The 19,814-nt window shown below is 43.2% G+C and carries 17 protein-coding genes; all 17 read left to right on the top strand.

The genetic code is table 11. The features are described from left to right. The first annotated feature begins 53 nt into the window (after nt 1–53). The 17 genes from WSWS_RS05560 to WSWS_RS05480 all read left to right on the top strand — a co-directional run bounded on the left by WSWS_RS05560 (nt 54) and on the right by WSWS_RS05480 (nt 19,805). The gene (locus WSWS_RS05560; protein ID WP_070230352.1) at nt 54–260 is read left to right on the top strand and encodes a CsbD family protein; all 207 of its coding nucleotides are present in this window, start codon (nt 54–56) and stop codon (nt 258–260) included. 178 nt (nt 261–438) lie between these two features. Beyond that, nucleotides 439–1,803: an amino acid permease gene (locus tag WSWS_RS05555; RefSeq protein ID WP_070230351.1), complete on the top strand. Its 1,365-nt coding sequence runs from the start codon at nt 439–441 to the stop codon at nt 1,801–1,803. Nucleotides 1,804–2,036: 233 nt separating this feature from the next. After that, complete coding sequence (locus tag WSWS_RS05550; protein WP_070230350.1) at nt 2,037–2,645, top strand: nitroreductase family protein; 609 nt, start codon at nt 2,037–2,039, stop codon at nt 2,643–2,645. A 110-nt stretch (nt 2,646–2,755) separates the two neighbouring features. Beyond that, on the top strand, nt 2,756–3,268 hold the full coding sequence (locus WSWS_RS05545) for a GNAT family N-acetyltransferase (RefSeq protein WP_070230349.1): 513 nt from the start codon (nt 2,756–2,758) through the stop codon (nt 3,266–3,268). Nucleotides 3,269–3,285: 17 nt separating this feature from the next. Further along, nucleotides 3,286–4,062 carry a 5-bromo-4-chloroindolyl phosphate hydrolysis family protein gene (locus WSWS_RS05540; RefSeq protein WP_070230348.1) on the top strand — a complete coding sequence of 259 codons (777 nt, stop codon included), beginning with the start codon at nt 3,286–3,288 and terminating at the stop codon, nt 4,060–4,062. Continuing rightward, entirely contained in the window at nt 4,059–5,174 is a 1,116-nt protein-coding gene (locus WSWS_RS05535) for a toxic anion resistance protein (protein ID WP_070230347.1), read from the top strand. The genes WSWS_RS05540 and WSWS_RS05535 overlap by 4 nt, the downstream gene beginning before the upstream one ends. A gap of 181 nt (nt 5,175–5,355) precedes the next feature. Next, complete coding sequence (gene rlmD, locus WSWS_RS05530) at nt 5,356–6,723, top strand: 23S rRNA (uracil(1939)-C(5))-methyltransferase RlmD (RefSeq protein ID WP_070230346.1); 1,368 nt, start codon at nt 5,356–5,358, stop codon at nt 6,721–6,723. Between the two features lie 115 nt (nt 6,724–6,838). Further along, on the top strand, nt 6,839–8,677 hold the full coding sequence (lepA, locus tag WSWS_RS05525; protein ID WP_070230345.1) for a translation elongation factor 4: 1,839 nt from the start codon (nt 6,839–6,841) through the stop codon (nt 8,675–8,677). A gap of 145 nt (nt 8,678–8,822) precedes the next feature. Further along, a complete protein-coding gene (locus WSWS_RS05520; RefSeq protein WP_114981166.1) occupies nt 8,823–9,281 on the top strand; it encodes an arginine repressor in 459 nt (152 codons plus the stop codon). Nucleotides 9,282–9,297: 16 nt separating this feature from the next. Beyond that, complete coding sequence (locus tag WSWS_RS05515) at nt 9,298–11,391, top strand: PBP1A family penicillin-binding protein (RefSeq protein WP_114981164.1); 2,094 nt, start codon at nt 9,298–9,300, stop codon at nt 11,389–11,391. Between the two features lie 14 nt (nt 11,392–11,405). After that, on the top strand, nt 11,406–11,747 hold the full coding sequence (locus WSWS_RS05510; protein WP_070230343.1) for a YlbF family regulator: 342 nt from the start codon (nt 11,406–11,408) through the stop codon (nt 11,745–11,747). Between the two features lie 521 nt (nt 11,748–12,268). Then, a complete protein-coding gene (locus tag WSWS_RS05505; protein ID WP_070230342.1) occupies nt 12,269–13,702 on the top strand; it encodes a DNA recombination protein RmuC in 1,434 nt (477 codons plus the stop codon). Between the two features lie 58 nt (nt 13,703–13,760). Continuing rightward, nucleotides 13,761–14,717: a 3'-5' exoribonuclease YhaM family protein gene (locus WSWS_RS05500; protein WP_070230341.1), complete on the top strand. Its 957-nt coding sequence runs from the start codon at nt 13,761–13,763 to the stop codon at nt 14,715–14,717. Nucleotides 14,718–14,853: 136 nt separating this feature from the next. Continuing rightward, entirely contained in the window at nt 14,854–16,386 is a 1,533-nt protein-coding gene (gntK, locus tag WSWS_RS05495; protein ID WP_070230340.1) for a gluconokinase, read from the top strand. Between the two features lie 126 nt (nt 16,387–16,512). Further along, nucleotides 16,513–17,223 carry a glucosamine-6-phosphate deaminase gene (locus tag WSWS_RS05490; RefSeq protein WP_070230339.1) on the top strand — a complete coding sequence of 237 codons (711 nt, stop codon included), beginning with the start codon at nt 16,513–16,515 and terminating at the stop codon, nt 17,221–17,223. A gap of 309 nt (nt 17,224–17,532) precedes the next feature. Beyond that, on the top strand, nt 17,533–18,777 hold the full coding sequence (locus tag WSWS_RS05485) for a glycosyltransferase (RefSeq protein WP_070230338.1): 1,245 nt from the start codon (nt 17,533–17,535) through the stop codon (nt 18,775–18,777). Next, the gene (locus tag WSWS_RS05480; protein WP_070230834.1) at nt 18,777–19,805 is read left to right on the top strand and encodes a glycosyltransferase family 4 protein; all 1,029 of its coding nucleotides are present in this window, start codon (nt 18,777–18,779) and stop codon (nt 19,803–19,805) included. The genes WSWS_RS05485 and WSWS_RS05480 overlap by 1 nt, the downstream gene beginning before the upstream one ends. The last annotated feature ends 9 nt before the right edge of the window (nt 19,806–19,814 follow it).

Below are 19,814 nucleotides of genomic sequence, written 5' to 3'. Positions count from 1 at the left end.
ATGTAACCATGCATGAATGTAAATTCTTTTGTACAACTAGAGGAGGATCTATTATGGCATTAGACGACAAGTTGGATGGATTGAAGGACGAAGCAGCCGGTAAGACTAAGGAAGTCTACGGGAAGGTTACTGGTGATGCCGAAACCGAGGCCGAGGGAAAAGCCCAAGGTTTGATTGGTAAGGCAAAAGAAAAGCTTGGTGACGTGAAGGATGCTGCTTCTGATTTGGTAGAAGACGTCAAAGAAAAGTTTGACAAGTAAGTACGATTAATTAATATATTGACGTCTGGTATAACATGTACCAGATGTTTTTTTTGTATAAAAACAAATTAGTTCTAAAAAAGGTGCATATATATGCTATTATTGAAGGCGGTAATTTTTAAAACAAGTAATTAAGCTGCGTCTTCCACGAATGAGGATGTCAGGATAAGGAGTTTTTATGGCTGAAGAGGCACCAACTAAATTAGCACGGGGGCTTTCCAAACGGCATGTCACGATGATTGCCATTGGGGGAACGATTGGTACCGGACTATTCCTAGGAGCAGGTAGTTCAATCAGTTTAACGGGACCGTCAATTCTGATCGTCTATCTGATCACCGGTTTATTTTTATATTTGATGATGCGGGCAATCGGCGAATTACTTTATGCGGATCCGGCTAGTAATTCTTTTGTTGGTTTCGTGTCTAAATATGTCGGCCCTGAGGCAGGGTATTTTGTCGGTTGGTCCTATTGGGTGACCTTGTTGTTGCCAGCAATGGCTGAGCTAACAGCAATTGGTCAATACGTGCAGTATTGGTTCCCGGGTATTCCGATTTGGGTAACTGAGATATTAGTTATCGTCATGCTCACACTTGTGAATCTAACCGCGGTTCGTTTCTTTGGTGAAGCAGAATTTTGGTTCGCTTCAATCAAAATTATTGCCATCCTAGCAATTATCGTGACGGGTCTGGTGATGGTATTGACTGGCTTCAAAACGCCTGGCGTCCATGGTGGTATCGTGAGCTTCAATAATGTCTTTACGCATTTTGAGTTTTTTCCTAAAGGCACAATAAATTTCTTGATGGCCTTTCCAATGGTGTTTTTTGCTTTCGTTGGGATTGAGTTTGTGGGCATGATGTCAGCTGAGACACAACAACCACGTGCAGTGATGCCGCGTGTGATTAACCAGGTATTGTTTCGAATTTTAATATTTTATGTTGGTGCGTTGTTCATCATTATGACGATTATTAACTGGCGCTACTTACCTGCGGACCAAAGTCCGTTCGTGTGGGTCTTTAAATTAGTTGGGTTAAAATGGGCCGCCGCTGCCGTGAATTTTGTGGTCTTGACAGCAGCGTTATCAGCTTTGAATACGTTGATTTATTCAGCTGGGCGGGATGTCTATGCATTGGCTTTGGAAAACACTGGTAAATGGGAAAAACATTTTGCAACTCTTTCAATGAATGCTATTCCGGCACGAGCGGTGTTGTTTTCAGCTAGTTTAATGTTGCTGACACCCGTAATCCATTTGCTACCCTTTATATCCTCAGCGTTTGAATTTTTGGCTTCAGCAACCTCGGCGATTACGTTAGTAATTTATGGCTTAATCATGTGGGCCCACCGCAAATATCGCCAGAGTGCCGATTACTTAGCTGATGGATTTAAAATGCCGGGCTATAAAGTGACCAGTCCCTTAACCATGCTATTTTTTGTCTTCATTTTTGGGACTTTATTCTTAGATCAGACTAATATGATTGCCGCACTGGGTGGACTTGTTTGGATTATCGGGTTTGGTTGGTTAGCAGCACGTAAATTTAAGGCCTAACAAAAGCGCCCAAACGACACACCTTGTGTTGTTGGGCGCTTTTGGTCTCAAAGACCTGTGGCAAGTTTGCTAAAGCAGCACTACTTTAACAACACTGCTACTAGGGTCAAATATTGTTCAGAATGGATAACTTGGCCAATGTATATTTGTTCACAAAAAGTAAGAAGTTTTGTTATTGTAGAAGCTAAGGTTGAACAACCAGAAAAAGAGTTGTAGAAAGAAGGATCTATTTGATGACACTTGAAAATGATTTTTTGCAGTTAGAAGCATCCCGGCGTTCGGTCTACACCTTGGGAAAAAACGTCACATTAACCGAAGCACAATTGGTTGAATTGATCAAAACGGCCGTTAAGGAAGCACCGACGGCTTTTAATAATCAAACGGTGCGTACAGTGATTTTGTTGGGTAATAAACACACCCAAGTTTGGGATATCGTGGCTGACCGGTTGAAGGCAGAGGTCCCTTCGGCAGAAGCTTATCAAGCTACCTTGGCCAAGCTTGACGGCTTCAAAGAGGGCTATGCGACTGTATTATTCTACACCGACACTGACGTAGTGACCGAATTTGAACAAAAGTTTGCTTTATACGCGGATAACTTTTATGACTGGTCAGAACAAGGCCATGGCATTGCCGCCTATGCAGTCTGGCTAGCTGCGACTGCGGCCGGGTTGGGCGCAAATCTCCAACATTACAACCCATTAATTGATGAGCAGTTTGCTGAGGCGTTCGATATCCCAGCCAACTGGCGGTTACGGTCACAATTGATCATTGGTTCACTAGAAGCTGAAGCAGGCGAGAAAGCTTACGTTGCTGATGATATTCGTTTCCGCGTGGAAAAGTAATTTAAGAGAGATTTCAAAATAACGGGTGACTTCGATTGGAGGCACGCGTTTTTTTATTGAAATTAAGGTAGAATAATAGCATATATTACTTATGCAATCGAGGAATACTAATGACAATTCGTTTAGCAACTAAGGCCGATATTCCGGTCATGATGGATATTTATAATCAAGCGGTCGTCCGGCAGGGCATTACGGCTGATTTGACCCCAAAAACATTGGCAAATCGGGAGGCTTGGTTTGCCGAACATGAAAATGATGAGCAACATCCGTTGTTTGCCTATGTCAATGAAGCTGGGATGGTTGTTGGTTATGGTTATCTAGGCAGTTTTATTGATCGTGAAGGGTATGATCAGGTCGCTGAATTATCATACTATTTTGATCATGCGGCGCAGGGGCAGGGCTATGGTACCAAGATGGTTGATTGGTTGATTAATAAAGCCTTAGACTTACATTATCGCAAGTTAATTGCCATCGTGGCTGCGGGCAATGTGCCTAGTGGGAAAATTTTGTCAAAGTTTGAGTTTACTTTAAAGGGCTTGCTGCCAGAAGTAATGTATACGGGTGCACAATTCGTGGATGTTGAATATTGGTATCTTGATATCAGTGACCGCATCTGGGACTAATAGTGGGATGGGAAAGTATGTTAGATTTAAAACGATTTGATAAAAAAACGTTAACTATTATCAAGTGGGTCACCTTAGTTGTTATGGCTGGCTTGGGGCAATTTGTTGGGGGAGCTTTTGGGGACACCCTTTTAATCACGATCCTGATTGGTCTATTTACGAGTCCAAAGTTTAATTTAAAATATCTCCTGCCTTGGGGACTGGGAGTAGCCTTCTTAGCGAGTGGTCTGCCAACGCTGGTGATGTTGGCAGGAATCATTGGTGTGATCGCTGGCCAACAAATTTTGTTCAAAAACCGACGCAGTGGCCAAGCTAAATTAAGTGGGACGGCAGTTAAACGGCTGGAAAAGGCTGATTTTTCGGCATTAACAAAACGCGATGTTGCAGTCTTTAATGAGGTATATAGTGAGACTGATGCGCAGCTCACTGACATCAAACGCTGGTTAGGAAAAACTAAAGGACTCATCAAATTGAATGAGGAAACGCAATTGATGTATTATGCCGATGCAGTCATGCAAGAAATGGCTAAGGAACCTGCGGACTTAATGCGCGCAAATGATTTTGTTTATAAAACGGTGCCCACATTACATGAGTTGTTAGCCTCTTATCTAGAAATTGCACAGCACGAGATTATCTCAGATGCACAAAAAGAAGAATTGCGGAAGGCACGCGCTGTGATTCGTGATTTAGCAGTAAAGGTACAAGCAGCCTACTTGGCTGTCACAGAAGATGACGTTGCTAGCTTACGGGATAAGGTTTCGGTTGCTAAGCGAACAATGGAGGATACACTATGAGTGACGAACAATTGATGACGACAGAGCAAACGGCGACTGATTTGGTGTCAACCTTGACACCAGCAGAACAGGCTCAAGCACATGAGGTAGCAGCACAACTGGATACTGATCAATCAGATTCCGTGTTGACTTATGGTGCCGATGCCCAAAAAAATCTATCAAACTTCTCACAAGGGGTTTTGGATCAGGTTAAGAATCAAGATTTAGGTCAAATTGGGGATGCTTTAACTGAGTTAATGTCCAATTTGCAATCAACTAAACCTGATGAACTGATGCCCGTCAAGCAGGGCTTATTTGCCAAAATGTTTGGTAAGGTGCAAAAATCAATTTACGAAATGACGGCGAAGTATCAAAAAGTTGGTGCGCAAATTGATCAAGTGGCCGCACGTTTAGATAACCATAAGGATACGCTATTGGCTGATAACAAAATGCTGGATGGTTTGTACAAAGAGAATTTGGATTTCTTTCAACAATTAGGGGTCTACATTGGTGGGGCTGAATTGAAGTTGCAAGAGATTAACAAGACCGACTTACCAGCTGCACGAGCCCAGGCAGAAGCATCTGGTAGTCAATTGGATGCGCAAAAGGTGCAAGATTTGGCCCAATTTGCCGACCGCTTGGAAAAGCGCACTAATGATTTAAAGTTAACCCGTCAAGTGGCGATGCAACAAGCGCCCCAAATTCGGTTAATCCAATCAACCAACCAGGCTTTGGCTGAAAAAATTCAGTCATCAGTTTCAACGGCCATTCCATTGTGGAAGAATCAAGTCACCATTGCATTAACCCTCTTAAAGCAACGCAATGCTGTCGCGGCCCAACGGGCTGTTTCGGAAACCACCAACGATTTGTTAAAGGCTAATTCGGAGATGCTTAAGCAAAGCACAATCGAAACGGCGCAAGAAAACGAACGTGGGGTGGTCGACATTGTCACGCTGCAAAAGACCCAAGCGGATTTGATTAATACGATTGAGGAAACGATGCGGATTCAAGCCGACGGTCGTCAAAAACGGGCTGATGCACAAGTGCAAATGCAAGCCATGGAAAATGAGTTGAAGGCTAAGCTACTTAGCATGGCCAACGGTGTTTCAACCGAACCTAAGAATGTGAATTAAAGTCAGTAGAGAACGGTGAGTTTAAACGCCGTTCTTTTTTATTGAGATCAACATGCATGGAATTCAGGAATCCTGCCCGTTTTTCGCTGGTTGTATGGTACTATTGGAGTATGAAGAAATTTAGTTTAGCTATCATACTTCCAAATGTGTTGTCGCAAAAACCATTTTAAGGAGAATATAAATGGCTCAAAAAGCACCAGTTACGAAGAATCAAGAGTTCGAAGCTGAAGTTGTTGATTTAACGTATCAAGGAATGGGTGTCGTCAAAATTGACGACTACCCAATTTTCGTTGTGGATGCAATTCCTGGCGAAATCGTCCGTGTTGGGGTTACTAAGGTTCAGAAGAGTTTTGCGTTTGGTCGGGTGATCAAGCGTTTGCAGGAATCTGCGGACCGTAACCCTAATGCTGATCAAAAGGCTTTAACAACTGGAATTGCCCCATTGGCAAATCTGACTTACGAAGCCCAATTGAAGTTTAAGCAAAACCAAATTAAGCAACTGTTTAACAAGGTTCACGTTGATGTTGAAGTTGCGGAAACGCTAGGGATGGAAAATCCTACCCAATACCGTAACAAGGCTCAAGTGCCGGTTCGTGAAATTAAGGGTCAACTAGAGACTGGTTTCTATCGCCGTAACTCGCATATCATGGTACCAATCGAAGATTATTACATTCAGGATCCTGAAATTGATAAGGCTTTGGTGGTCATCCGTAATATCTTGCGTAAATACCATATTGCAGCCTACAACGAAACGGCACACAGTGGTGATATCCGGACGTTAATGGTTCGTCGTGGTTACTACAGCCATGAAATGATGGTCGTCTTGGTGACACGGCGTGCCAAGTTGCCTGCAACTGAAATGATTGTTGACGAGATTCATGCTGCCTTGCCTGAAGTAAAGTCAATTATTCAAAATGTAAATCCAGATCGAACTAATGTCATTATGGGTTCAAAGAATAAGACATTATGGGGAGCTGACTACATTACAGACACGCTGTTTGATAAGACCTTTGAGATCGGACCAACATCGTTCTACCAAGTTAACCCACAAACGACAGAAGTATTATATAAATTGGCCACTGAAAAGGCCCATTTGCAAGGTACCGAGTCAGTGATTGACGCCTATTCAGGAATTGGAACTATTTCATTAACGGTGGCTGATAAAGCTAAGTCAGTGATCGGGGTTGAAATTATTGAAGGTGCGGTGGCAGACGCTAAGCAAAATGCCAAGTTAAATGGGATTAAGAATGTTACCTTTGAACTAGGGATGGCTGAAGAGAAGATGGTTGAGTGGCGTGAGGCTGATCTTAAACCAGATGTTATCTTCGTTGACCCACCTCGTAAGGGATTGACACCAGAATTGATCGACGCCGCCACGGGTATGGAACCAGCAACGATTGTTTACATTTCATGTAACCCAGCGACATTGGCTCGTGATACTGTTCAAATTTTGGCGAATGGTTTCCATATTGATGGCCCAGTGCAACCAATTGACCAGTTTCCACAAACAACACACATCGAATCAATTACAGTGTTCAAGAAGAATTAAACACTGTTGATTCTGTTAAAAGGTATCCTGTTGTCAGGATATCTTTTTTTCGGTTGTGAAAACCGGTATAATTAGTAGTTAGACTAAAAAATGTTATTAAGAAAAAGGAGCGCAAATGGATACTCTTAAAGAAATGAAAGCGCGCCAACAACATATTCGTAATTTCTCAATCGTGGCCCATATTGATCATGGTAAGTCGACGATTGCAGATCGAATTTTGGAAGCAACCCACAGTGTGACGGAACGTGAAATGCAAAACCAATTGTTGGACACAATGGATTTAGAGCGTGAACGGGGCATCACGATTAAGATGAATGCGGTGGAAGTGCATTATAAGGCTGAAGATGGGGAAACGTATATTTTCCACCTGGTTGATACGCCAGGGCACGTCGATTTCTCATATGAAGTTTCACGGGCATTGGCTGCCGCGGATGGCGCCATTTTGGTGGTCGATGCAGCGCAAGGTGTTGAAGCGCAAACGCTAGCAAATGTTTATTTGGCCCTTGAAAATGATTTGGAGATCTTACCCTTAATCAATAAGATTGATTTACCTGCAGCAGATCCCGAGAAGGTGCGGCAAGAAATCGAAGATGTGATCGGCTTGGATGCTTCTTCGGCCGTTTTAGCATCCGCAAAGATGGGGATTGGCATCCCAGAATTGTTGGAACAAATTGTTCAAAAATTCCCAGCACCAGAAGGTGACTTAGAAGCGCCATTACAAGCGTTGATTTTCGACTCATCCTATGATGCCTATAAAGGGGTTATTTTAACGATTCGTGTCAAAAATGGGATTGTGAAACCTGGTGATAAGGTCCGCTTTATGCACTCTGGCGCTGAGTACGAAGTTACTGAAGTGGGGGTGCACTCACCATATTCTGTGAAGCGCGATTATTTGATGGCTGGCGACGTAGGTTATCTAGCAGCTTCGATTAAGAATATTCGTGATGCTCGCCCTGGTGATACGATCACTATGGTGAATAAACCAGCCACCGAGCCGTTGGCTGGTTATAAGCCGATGACACCCATGGTCTATTCAGGGCTTTATCCGACAGATAATGCTAAGTACAACGATTTGCGAGACGCGTTAGAAAAACTGCAATTGAATGATGCTTCTCTCGAATTTACACCGGAAACTTCACAGGCCTTGGGTTTTGGCTTTCGAACAGGGTTCTTAGGATTATTGCATATGGATGTCATCCAAGAACGCTTAGAGCGTGAATTCGACATGGATTTGATTACGACAGCACCTTCGGTGACGTATCATGCCTTTACGACTGATGGCCAGATGGTCGAAGTGGAAAATCCTTCAGAATTACCTGATGTCGGGGCCATCAAGTCCATCGAGGAACCCTATGTGCATGCTCAAATCATGGTGCCCAAAGAATACGTTGGTGCAGTGATGGAATTGGCCCAACGTAAGCGTGGTGAATTTGATACGATGGATTATCTTGATGATCATCGTGTGTATGTGAAATATTACATGCCATTATCAGAAATCATCTTTGATTTCTTCGATAAATTAAAGTCTTCCACGCGTGGCTATGCTTCGTTGGACTATGAACTCGCTGGTTATCGTCAGTCTGACTTGATGAAGATTGATATCTTGCTCAATGGTGAAAAGGTGGATGCCTTGTCATTCATCGTGCATCGTGACTTTGCGCAAGAACGTGGTCGACTCATCACCGCTAAGTTGAAAGAAATTATCCCCCGGCGTAATTTTGAAATTCCAGTGCAAGCAGCAATTGGTTCAAAAATCATTTCGCGGTCAACAATTAAGGCTTATCGTAAGGATGTGACCTCTAAGATTCACACCGGGGATCCTGATCGACGGGCAAAATTGTTAGACAAACAAAAACGTGGTAAGGCACGGATGAAGTCAGTTGGGACCGTTGATGTGCCACAAGAAGCCTTTATGGCAGTATTGAAGACTGGCGACGATGAACCAAAGAAATAAGGATACAACAGCAGAAGTACACGAATGAGATCGTGTACTTTTTTTGTAAAGTGCCACCAGAGGAGTTAGATTGATTATTGCATTTATGTTACGCTCGGGCGGATTTTGCTATAATGGATAAGAATTTAAGATGAGAGGGAAAATCATGGCCTTGAAGAAAAAAGAACGCCAAACAAAAATCTTAGAAATCATTACAAATCAAGTTATCGAATCACAAGAAGAATTAATGTATAAGTTACAGGCAGAAGGGATTGATGTCACCCAGGCAACGGTGTCACGTGATATTAATGAATTACGTATCGTACGCCACACCGGGGCGAATGGCGTCTCCCATTATCAGTTATTGGAGGAGGCACCCAAAGTCGAATCAACGCAAATTGATCAAGGGTTTCAAGAAATGGCTTTGTCAATGACCCGCGTTGAATTTTTGACGATCATCAAAACCACTGCCGGTAATGGTAATCGTTTGGCTGCCCTAATTGATGATGCTAATCTAGTAACGGTCATCGCGACGTTGGCGGGGCACGACACAATCTATGTCACCAGTCCTGACAACGCTGCGGCACAACAGTTTATGGCGCAATTTGAAGCCATGATTGGGTAAACAGATGAAAGTAAGCATGAAGAAAATTTGGCAGCAGTATTGGGCGTGGGAGCGTCAAACAATCCGGCCATATTTGCAACGATTTCAGTTATGGCGCTGGTTAGCAGTGACGTTCTTAGCACTGATTGCCGTCATCTCAATTTTAGGAACGATTGAAGCCAAGTTTACAGATGTGAGTGATTTAAAAACACGGCTGAAGGCAACTACGGCAGTTTATGATGCCAGTGGTAATAAAGCCGGGGCCATTGCTGGGCAAAAAGGAACGTATATTGAATATAGCCAAATTTCGTCAAATGCGATTAATGCAGTCCTAGCAACTGAAGATCGTAATTTCTACCACGAACCTGGTTTTTCGGTTACGGGGATGGCACGAGGGGTTTTGACCACCATCTACTATCGGCTGTTAGGAAGCAGTGTTTCCGTTGGTGGCTCAACGATTACGCAACAGTTGGTTAAAAATGCCTTTCTCTCACAAACCCAATCAATTAATCGTAAGGCCCGTGAGTTATTCTTGGCCATTCAGGTTGAGAAAGTCTATTCTAAAAACGACATTCTCACGATGTATTTAAATAATGCATATTTTGGTGACGGTGTTTGGGGTATCCAAGACGCGTCACAAAAATACTTTGGGGTCGATGCAAGTAAGTTAACGGTGACGCAAGCGGCGATGTTAGCAGGCATGTTGCAATCACCAAATGGGTATAATCCCATTGATCATCGACAAGCTGCCAAAACGCGACGTGATCAAGTGCTCTACAACATGGCCAACTCCGGTAAGCTGACGGCTGCACAAGCTAAAGCCTATGCCGCAACGGCCGTGGGTGCATCAGAGCATACCTCAGATAACTCGTCATATAACTATCCTTACTTCTTTGATTCGGTCATTGATGAGGCAATCTCTAAATATGGTTTGACTGAATCAGAGATCATGAATGATGGTTATAAGATTTACACCACCTTGAACCAAACGGATCAAACAAACTTGCAAAATGACTTTGAGGATACATCACTTAATCCGATTGGTAGCGACTCACAAGCGGCCCAAATTGTCTTGAATGCCAAGACTGGTGGCGTCCGAGCGGTGGTCGGTGGCCGGGGTACACACCAGTTCCGTGGTTACAACCGGGCGACGCAGATGAGACGGCAACCAGGTTCAACGATCAAACCAATCGTTGACTATGCCCCAGCGTTGTCACGTGGATTCTCTTATGATTCCAAATTGCCAAATAAGCAAATGTCCTTTGGTACAAATGGTTACACGCCCCATAACTATAATGACTATGTGAGTGCCGATGTACCAATGTATCAAGCTATCGAGAACTCATACAATATTCCAGCGGTGTGGCTGTTGGATCAGATGGGTGTCAATGTGGGCTATAAAGCTGGTATCAAGGCAGGGTTACCACTAACGACTGATGATAAGAACTTGTCAATGGCCATTGGTGGCCTGCAAAAAGGCGTTTCGCCATTGCAAATGGCACAAGCCTACACGAGCTTTGCGAATGGTGGTGTGATGTCAGATGCCCACTTTATTACGAAAATTGTCGACGCAACCGGTAAAACAGTGGCTGAAGCTAAGGTTAAGCAAAAACGGTTATGGTCAACTAAGGTTGCTAATGAAATGACACAAATGATGTTGGGTGTTTATACAAATGGTACAGGTGTCTCAGCTGATCCTTCTGGGTACGATGTAGCTGGTAAAACAGGTACGACAGAGGCTACCAGTGATGAGTCATTGAATGCTGCTACTGATTCATGGGCAGTGGCCTATACGCCAGATATTGTATCCGTTACTTGGACAGGTTATGATGATAATGAGGTGATTCCAGCTTATCTAAGTGAGACAGCTGCACCGCTTGTCAAAACGTCCCTGGAACAAATCATTCCAAATACGGCCCAAACGGCGTTTAGTGTCCAGAGCATCGAGACCCAACAAGCGTCCTCAAGTTCGACCAGCGCAACCGCGCAGAGTGGGATCGCAAGTAATGCGTCATCCATTGCTAGTCAAATTGAAAGTAATTTCAGTGATGGTTTGACCAAGGCAGGGGATGCCGTCACGAACGGTGCGTCTAAGGTCTGGAGTGGTCTTAAAAGTATTTTTGGTAATTAGAAAAGGATTTTATAATGATTAATATTTATGATAACGTCAATGCAGTTGCTACTGATTTACGAGAGACAGCCCAATACAAAACTTTGCGGGATGCGGTGGCCGCGATGCAAAAGAATCCTGAGGCTATGCAGGTCTTCAAGGATTTTCAAGCGGCCCAAATGGAAATTAATACGGCGATGCAATCTGGCCAAGAACCAAAACCAGAAGCAGTCCAAAAATGGCAAGAGATTGCTGGTCAAATGGATCAACATGAAGACTTAAAGAATATGATGGCCGCTGAACAAGCAGTGAATGCCTTGTTGCAAGAAATTAATGATATTGTGACTAAGCCGATTGCTGAATTGTATGACATTTAATTTAAGTACAGCCGTCTACCGATAGCACTATAATAAGCGGTGATTGTATAGATATTAAGGTAAAAACCCATGTGTTAGAGAATGTCTAACTCGTGGGTTTTTTGTGCATTTTCCAAATGCATTCAAATTGAAAAGGTCTTCATTATGCCAAATTTATTCAATATATGTTTACGCTTGTTGTATTAAATTTAAGCAGTTTAGCTATTCAACAAAATTTGTCGAAAGAAGGGGTCACTTTGTTAGTTAAGTTACAGCATTCTGATACTGATCATGATGATCCACGTTCAGCGATGACCTAGTTTTAAGGATCTAAATGATATAAAAGTGTCACAAAAAGAATGGATAATCATTTTAAAAATATGTTTTATAGAAAAATATAAGGTTTAAGACGATTAGGGGATTCATATCACCACGGTTGTTTTTTTGTTTGTAACAAATTTGCACTAGGCAACTTTTATTTATCATGGTAATTAAGTTATAATTGAATTCAGTTAGAAAAATCCGTACTGAAGGAGTACTGTATGCAAGTCATCATCATGGTGTTGCTGATTGTAGCAATTATTTTACTGGTTCTCATACTGAATAATAGTCGTCGTGGGGTCATTATCGACACAAGTGAATTAAGTAAACAAAATGAAGCGTTACGGCAAACTTTATTGGAAAATTCAGCCAATGATGCATCCCGCCAACGTACCGAAATGGCACAGGCTTTCGCTAGTCAAACACAGGCGCTAAACGATCTATCAAACAGACAAACGCTGACTACCAACGCACAGACCACCACTTTACAGAACTTAATTAATGAAAAGCTTGATGAGTCATTAACCAAGAATTTCGTGCAAAGCTTTGAAACTGTCAACGTCCGGATGAATGGGGTTGAAAAACAAGTTGCCCAAATCATGCCAACCGTGAATGGACGATTGTTGCAACTACAAGAATCCAATGACAATAGGTTAACGGCCATTCAAGATACCTTGGATAAAAAGATCTCAACGATGACCGAAACAATGAACATACACTTACGGTCATTGCAAGATGCCAATGATAAAAAGTTGAAAGAAATTCAACATACGGTTGACGACCAACTCCAAACGGTCCTGCAAAAGCGCATTAACGAAAGTTTTGCGCAAGTCAACACACACCTGCAGTCTGTACAAGAAGGCTTAGGCGAAATGCGTACGTTAGCCGCGGATGTCGGTGGCCTGAAGTCGGCCTTAACGGGGGTCAAAACGCGGGGTATCATTGGTGAAATTCAATTATCTCGTATTTTGGAACAAATCTTTACAAGTAACCAATACCTTGAACAGGCCAATATCTTTGGTGATCAAACGGCGGTCGATTTTGCCATTAAATTACCTGGCCGTGAGAATGACATTGAGCACCCAGTTTATTTGCCAATTGATAGTAAGTTTGCGATTGAGGATTACCAACGTCTGCAAGATGCGTTAACCGCGGGTGAGGCCAGTGAAGCCCAAAAGGCGCGCAAAGATCTTCATGCACGGGTCAAAGCACAGGCAAAATCGATTAGTGAGAAATATATTCAACCGCCTTTGACAACGAACTATGCGATTATGTTTTTGCCGGCCGAAGGCTTGTATGCGGAAATCGTCTCTGATGTTGCCCTAGTAGAGGAATTGTTCAATAAATATAAGATTAACGTGGCTGGTCCATCAACGATTACGGCGTTGCTCAATAGTTTGCAAATTGGCTTTAAGACCCTGCAAATTGAGCAACGTAGTTCGGAAGTCTGGAAAACACTAGGCGAAGTCAAAACCGAGTTTAATAAGTACGCTGATACCCTCGAAAAGGTGCATGATCGCATTAAGCGCGCCGATGAAGATATGACCAAATTAGTTACCACGCGGACAAATGTGATGCGTCGGAAATTGTCGAGCATCGCAACTTTGGACGCAAATGAAACGGCATCCTTAGTATCTGAAGCAGAGGATGAATAGACGCTTAATCAAATGTAGCCTAAAATGGGGTTAACAACTGAAATAAAGAGGAATTGATATGGCAGAACAGCGACTTTTAAAAGAATATAAAGTGGATGAACGCATTGATGCTTTTTTGCTACTAAAGGATATCGATGCGCGGGTCACTAATCAAGGTAAACCTTATTTATCGATTACAGTAGCTGATCGTTCAATGGAAATTAAGGGTAATAAGTGGGACGCTACTGACGAAGAAATTAAGCAACTCAAGGCGGGCATGGTGGTCGCCATCACTGCTGTTCGCCAAGTTTATCAAGATAAGCCTCAATTAAAGGTGCTTTCAATTCGACCAACCCAGTTGGGCGAACCAAATGATCCGACGGATTACATGGTTGCTGCACCGATGCGGGCCAAGGACATGGAAGAGGAAGTCAATGCGTTGCTTTTTCAGATTATCAATCCAACCTGGGTGCGCATTGTACGTGCACTTTTGCAGAAATACCATGAAGAATTTTACCGTTTTCCAGCTGCAAAAAGTAACCATCATGCTTTCACCGGGGGGCTGGCATATCATTCGCTTTCAATTGCACGCTTAGCCAACTCGGTCGCTAATCAGTATCCTGACTTGAACCGCAGTTTATTGCTAGCAGGCGCCCTGTTACACGACTTAGGTAAAGTTCTCGAACTAACTGGTCCAATCGCCACAAAGTATACGACAGCGGGTAATTTATTGGGACACATTGTGCTGATTGATGAACAAATTGTTTTGATGGCACAAGAGTTAAAAATGGATTTGTTCAGTGAAGATATGGTGGTCTTACGGCATGTTGTTTTAGCCCATCATGGGTTATTGGAATATGGTTCACCAGTCCGACCAGCTATTTTGGAGGCGAATATCTTGCATCAATTAGATGAACTCGACGCCAGTATGCAAAGCTTCTCTAATGCCTTGGCTGATACTGAACCAGGGACCTTTTCAAACCGCCAATTTGCTTTGGATAATCGGTCAGTTTATCATCCAAAATCACAAGAGTAGTTTTCAAAAAGCCTTACATAATCTCGCCTTGCAATAAGTAAGGACTTTACATAAAATAATAGTTAGAGAGAAAAAAATAACAATTGATCGATTGGCATGGCGTGTTGAGCGTCGTGGAAATAGTGGGGTTTAGGAAATGGATTATTTAATTGGCGTGGACATGGGGACTACGTCTACTAAGGCAGTGCTTTTTGATACGAAGGGTAATGTCATTGCAAGTGCAAACAAGGGGTATCACTTGTACCGTGACGAACCGGATATGGCTGAAGAAGATTTAAATGAAATCTGGGAAGCCTTTATTGATGCAATGAGCGAAGTCGTACGTGAAGCAAATGACGGCAAGATTTTAGGGGTTTCCTTTTCATCAGCCATGCATTCCTTGATTGCCTTTGATGCAGACTGGGAGCCGTTGACCCGGGTGATTACTTGGGCTGACACGCGTGCTGTCAAGTATGCTGAAGAATTGCGGGCGAATGGCCTTGGTGCAGAAATTTATGCCAAAACCGGAACGCCAATTCATCCCATGGCACCTTTATCAAAGATGTTATGGCTAAAGGGTGAAGAGACTGCGATTTATAACCAGGCCGCGCACTATTTGGGTATTAAGGAATATATCTTCCACCGCTTGTTTGGTGCCAATAAGATGGATATCTCAATCGCCTCAGGTACCGGAATGTTTAACATCTTTAATTTAGATTGGGACGAACAAGCCTTAGCAGTCACCGGTATTAAGAAAGAACAAATGCCACAACCAGTCGAGCCATACGAAATTGAACGGGGCATGGTTGCTGAATATGCGGCTATCATGGGCTTGCCGGTGGATACGCCATTCGTCTATGGTGCCGGTGATGGCCCACTTTCAAATTTGGGAGTTAATGCCATCCAACCGGGAGTGGCTGCGGTAACGATCGGTACCTCTGGGGCCATTCGTGTCGTGACGGATGCACCAAAGATTGATCCTAAGGGTCGTACGTTTACGTATGCCTTAGACAAGGACCACTGGGTTGTCGGAGGCCCCGTGAACAATGGTGGGGATGTTTTCCGTTGGGCTCGGGATAAGATGTTTGACGCTGAGAAATCAACGGCAGCCTTGATGGGGATTGATTCTTACGATTTGTTGACTGAAATTGCCTCAAAGATTCCGGCAGGTGCCGATGGACTATTATTCCATCCATATCTAGGCGGCGAACGTGCGCCTATTTGGGATGCCAATGCGCGTGGTTCGTTCTTTGGTTTGACGCATAATCATACACGTGCGCACATGGTGCGCTCCGTGCTTGAAGGAATTATCTTTAATATTTACATGGTGGCTTTAGCTTTGGAAGAAGTCGTAGGCGATTTGAAATCTGTTCAAGCTACTGGCGGGTTTGCCCGTTCGGCCTTGTGGCGTCAAATGTTAGCGGATATCTTTGAGCAACCAGTTACTGTACCAACGGCCTTTGAATCAGGAGCTTTAGCGGCTACTGTGATGGCCCAAAAAGCGTTGGGCATGGTTGATTCACTCGAAGTTATCGGTGACATGGTTGGTGAAGCCAATACTTATCAACCAAACCCAGAGAATTACGAAGCATATCGTGAATTGGCGCCAATTTTTATTCGGTTGAGTCGTCAATTGCAGACTGAGTATAAGAGTATTGCTGACTTCCAACGCAAACATGTCGGTAAGTAAGCTATAAAAATTAAACATTTTTGAACTGAAGCAAGGTAACTTGTTTCAGTTTTTTTGTTGTCTTGCAAAATGGACTATACCAATATATAATTGGACTATACCAAAAATAAGAAGAGGTCTATTATTATGAAGATTATTCAAGTGCGTGATAAGAACGAAGGCGGACAGGTAGGGTATCAATTAGTGGCTGAAACGCTAAAGAAAGGCACGGAGACTTTCGGATTAGCCACGGGGTCGACACCAATTTCAATTTATGATGCATTGGTCGCGAGTGATTTAGATTTTTCAGCTGCTACTTCCATTAATTTGGACGAATATAAAGGACTGGCAGCTGATCATCCCCAAAGTTATCATTATTTTATGGCACAACACCTGTTCAATGAAAAGCCCTTTAAGGAAAGTTTTGTGCCAGATGGTGCCAATTCTGATGCAGCCACCGAAGTTGCTCGTTATGAAAAAATCGTGGATGCCCATCCCGTTGATTTACAAATTTTGGGGTTAGGTAAAAATGGGCATATTGGCTTTAACGAACCCGGGACACCATTTGATTCATTGACGCATGAAGTCGCCTTGACTGAATCGACAATCACAGCCAATGCGCGATTTTTTGACAGTGCCACGGCGGTGCCTAGATTTGCCTACTCAATGGGCATTGCTTCAATCATGAAAGCCAAGCAAATTTTATTGGTAGCCTATGGGGCTGCCAAGGCAGAGGCTGTTCAGGCAATGATTGAAGGGCCAGTTTCGGAGATGCTACCGGCCTCAGTTTTGCAACGTCATCCGCATGTAACGATCATCTTGGATGAAGCGGCAGCGAGTCGCTTGACGAAAAAATAAGCCCAAACACTAAACTAAAGCGCTGGGATGTCAAAATAAAAAAGCTTAATAACACACTGGTGAAACCGCTTACAATGTGTTATTATTAATCACATAGGGGAGCAATCCCTCTATACAACCAATTCTCTTTCTCTCTCAGCCGCTATGCCATGCCAGGTATAGCGGCTTTTGATTTGGTCAGTCAGTTGTCTAATTATGTTATACACTGTATAATATAGAAATGTTTTATCCAACAGGGCTGAAACGTCGTCTTAACCTTTGAATTCAGGTATACTAGTACGAAGAGTAGGATACAAAGGAGTACTATTGATGAATATTGGGATTTTTACAGATACTTATTATCCACAGCTTTCGGGTGTGCTGACGTCAATTAAGACATTGACGGCCCAATTGGAAGCACACGGTCATCATGTGTATATTTTCACGACCACTGATCCAAGCTTGGAAAAAGGTATTGCAGAGCCAAATGTTTATCGCTTCTCAAGTGTGCCTTTTGTTGGTTTTAAGGAACGGCGTATTTCTTATCGCGGTGCCATCCAAGGCATTATCATTGCCCGCAAATTAAAGTTAGATATCGTGCATACGCAAACTGAATTTTCAATCGGGTTAATGGGTAAATCAGTCGCGAGTGCGCTTAAAATACCTGCTGTACATACTTATCACACAAATTACGAAGATTATACACATTATGTTTTCAACGGCAAGGTTTTTCATGCCGGGGCCGTGGCGTTATTAGCGCGTGGCTTTACGCATGGGATGACCGCTGTCATTGCACCTTCAAAACAAACTTATGAAACTTTAGCACGTTATAAGGTGGCACCACCGCTTGAAATTATTCCCACGGGTGTCAAAGTTGATTTTACATCGACTGAAGATCATAGTACGGCTTTACGGGAATCGTTAGGATTTACACCTGAAACACCCGTTGCGTTGGTGCTTGGACGAGTTGCTTTTGAAAAGAACATTGAGGCAGTGCTAGAAAATTTTAAATGGGTACTCGAAGATATGCCCACGGCTCGGTTAGTCGTGGCTGGGAATGGCCCCGCACTAGATGCCATTGAAAATCATGCCAAAGCGTTAGAGATTGACGATGCGGTCACGTTCACTGGTTATGTCGACCATGAGCAGGCGTATAGTTATTATCGGATGGCGGACGTCTTTGTTTCGGCTTCAACCACTGAGACGCAGGGGTTAACTTACATCGAGGCGATTACAGCGGGCAAGCCGATTGTCGCGATGGATTCACTTTATCTACGCGATATCGTGATTGATGAAAACATTGGTACATTAGTTTCAGAAACTTATGAAATCGCGGACGTGCTTTTAAAATATCTGACAGCTAAAACCGAGGCCCTTGAATTAGGGGATCCGACCATTCGCCAACAGATTCTTCATGAAATTGATGAACGCACATTTGGACAGCGGGTGATCGATTTATATAATGAAGCTTTGGCAGTCTATCAAGACAACGCCACAGAGGCAGAAAATCAAGCAGCGGATGATGAATACGTTCGTTCATTCCGTTTACGAAATCCATTTAGGAAGGAATCATGATGCTGAAAGTAACCATGTTTTCGTCAGCTGAAACGGTACCGGGCCAGGGAGTTGGCTCGGCTTACCGTGAATTGGTTAATTTGTTAAAGGCCAAATTCACGGAGACAATTTTGATTCGCAAAAATTCATTAAAAAGAGCTGACGTCAGTCATTATCACACCATTGATTTTACATTTTATCTGAGTACGTTTTTACCAGGCCGTGGTCGCAAGATTGGGTATGTCCATTTCTTGCCAGAAACACTTGAGGGATCCATTCTTCTCCATTGGCCGATAAAACAAATCTTTTATTGGTATGTGATGACGTTTTATCGGCGGATGGATCACCTCGTTGTGGTGAATCCCACCTTTATCGATAAATTAGTTGCGAATGGGGTGAAGCGTGAACGGGTGACCTACATTCCAAACTTTGTCTCAAAAACGCAATTCTTTGAATTAGCACCCGCACAAAAGACGGCTTTGCGGCAGCAATTTGGTATCCCTGACGAGGCATTTGTCATTTTGGGCGTTGGGCAAATTCAGGAGCGTAAAGGTATTTTTGACTTTATTGAATTAGCTAAACACAATCCGCAATGGCACTTTATTTGGGTGGGTGGTTTTTCATTTGGTAGTATCACGGCAGGCTATGATGAGCTCAAAACGGTCCTTGAACAACCGCCAGCTAACTTGAAGTTTCCTGGCATTGTGGATCGTGGGGTCATCAATAGTTATTACAATGTTGCAGATGTTTTTTTATTACCAAGTTACAATGAGCTTTTTCCAATGTCAGCGCTAGAAGCGTTCAGCACAGGGACACCCACGATTTTACGTGATTTAGACTTATATAAAGCGATTATTACAGGCTACTATTTACCAGCTCGTGATCAGGCTGATATGCAAGTACAATTGCAGCGGTTGGCAGATGACCCAGAGGCACAGCAACAACTCCATGATGCGGCATTAGAAGCCTCATATCGTTATTCAGCGGAACATGTCGCTAAAATTTGGGACCAATTCTATCATGAGCAGGCTGCTTTGGGTAAAAAGTAGGGAGATTAA

Source organism: Weissella soli, assembly GCF_001761545.1.
In the GTDB taxonomy this organism is placed as follows: Bacteria; Bacillota; Bacilli; order Lactobacillales; family Lactobacillaceae; genus Weissella; species Weissella soli.
Note: the sequence above shows the minus strand (reverse complement) of the source record. Positions and strands in the feature narration are given on the sequence as shown.

What these genes read in the sequence shown, in the direction of transcription:
- WSWS_RS05545 (WP_070230349.1), top strand. Translation starts at nt 2,756, where the DNA reads ATGACAATTCGTTTAGCAACTAAGGCCGATATTCCGGTCATGATGGAT.
- WSWS_RS05480 (WP_070230834.1), top strand. Translation starts at nt 18,777, where the DNA reads ATGCTGAAAGTAACCATGTTTTCGTCAGCTGAAACGGTACCGGGCCAG.
- rlmD (WP_070230346.1), top strand. Translation starts at nt 5,356, where the DNA reads ATGGCTCAAAAAGCACCAGTTACGAAGAATCAAGAGTTCGAAGCTGAA.
- WSWS_RS05540 (WP_070230348.1), top strand. Translation starts at nt 3,286, where the DNA reads ATGTTAGATTTAAAACGATTTGATAAAAAAACGTTAACTATTATCAAG.
- WSWS_RS05520 (WP_114981166.1), top strand. Translation starts at nt 8,823, where the DNA reads ATGGCCTTGAAGAAAAAAGAACGCCAAACAAAAATCTTAGAAATCATT.
- WSWS_RS05490 (WP_070230339.1), top strand. Translation starts at nt 16,513, where the DNA reads ATGAAGATTATTCAAGTGCGTGATAAGAACGAAGGCGGACAGGTAGGG.
- WSWS_RS05560 (WP_070230352.1), top strand. Translation starts at nt 54, where the DNA reads ATGGCATTAGACGACAAGTTGGATGGATTGAAGGACGAAGCAGCCGGT.
- gntK (WP_070230340.1), top strand. Translation starts at nt 14,854, where the DNA reads ATGGATTATTTAATTGGCGTGGACATGGGGACTACGTCTACTAAGGCA.
- WSWS_RS05500 (WP_070230341.1), top strand. Translation starts at nt 13,761, where the DNA reads ATGGCAGAACAGCGACTTTTAAAAGAATATAAAGTGGATGAACGCATT.
- WSWS_RS05485 (WP_070230338.1), top strand. Translation starts at nt 17,533, where the DNA reads ATGAATATTGGGATTTTTACAGATACTTATTATCCACAGCTTTCGGGT.
- WSWS_RS05505 (WP_070230342.1), top strand. Translation starts at nt 12,269, where the DNA reads ATGCAAGTCATCATCATGGTGTTGCTGATTGTAGCAATTATTTTACTG.
- WSWS_RS05515 (WP_114981164.1), top strand. Translation starts at nt 9,298, where the DNA reads ATGAAGAAAATTTGGCAGCAGTATTGGGCGTGGGAGCGTCAAACAATC.
- WSWS_RS05510 (WP_070230343.1), top strand. Translation starts at nt 11,406, where the DNA reads ATGATTAATATTTATGATAACGTCAATGCAGTTGCTACTGATTTACGA.
- WSWS_RS05555 (WP_070230351.1), top strand. Translation starts at nt 439, where the DNA reads ATGGCTGAAGAGGCACCAACTAAATTAGCACGGGGGCTTTCCAAACGG.
- lepA (WP_070230345.1), top strand. Translation starts at nt 6,839, where the DNA reads ATGGATACTCTTAAAGAAATGAAAGCGCGCCAACAACATATTCGTAAT.
- WSWS_RS05550 (WP_070230350.1), top strand. Translation starts at nt 2,037, where the DNA reads ATGACACTTGAAAATGATTTTTTGCAGTTAGAAGCATCCCGGCGTTCG.
- WSWS_RS05535 (WP_070230347.1), top strand. Translation starts at nt 4,059, where the DNA reads ATGAGTGACGAACAATTGATGACGACAGAGCAAACGGCGACTGATTTG.